The organism is Vibrio sp. YT-19(2023), from assembly GCF_033337395.1.
The window spans coordinates 1-549 of the sequence record NZ_JAWOQN010000983.1; the positions used below are offsets into that span (position 1 = coordinate 1).

The following is a 549-nucleotide window of genomic DNA, read 5'->3' on the forward strand; positions in this document are numbered from 1 at the left end:
GATCAGAAACAAAATCGCAAGTAACATCCGTGAACGCGAAAAGATCAGCAAAGAACTTGAAGCTTACGGCTCAACCATTTGGCCAGGTGAAGAACAACAAACGTTCCAACGCCTAATGCGTCAATGGAAACAGTACTTGGTTACTATGGACCAATACAATGAGTCGATGTTAGCAGGCAACAAAACCGAAGCGCTCGCTGTTCTATCTAACTCTTTAAACGACTTCGAAGCCGTCGATTCTGATCTAAACGAGCTAATCCGCTTGTTGAAAGTCGCAATGGACAGCAACAAAAATCACATCCTTTCTTCAGTGAACGGTTTGAGCAACTCATCCATCGCGAGCAACGTGACCATTCTAGTGATCATGATTGTTATGACGCTTGTTCTAACGCGTTTGATTTGTGGCCCACTACAACTTGTTGTGGAACAAGCAAACTCGATTGCGAAAGGTGACCTTTCTAAAGACATCGATCGTAAATTGATTGGTAACGATGAACTGGGCGAGTTGGCAGATGCAACGACTAAAATGCAAAACGACCTACGCCAAGT

The 549-nt window shown here is 43.9% G+C and carries 1 protein-coding gene; it reads left to right on the forward strand.

What is annotated here, in order from left to right; all coding sequences use genetic code 11:
- Window positions 1-549 (forward strand): methyl-accepting chemotaxis protein (locus R7E78_RS29565; RefSeq protein WP_318059073.1); only part of this gene is annotated, 549 nt, incomplete at both ends.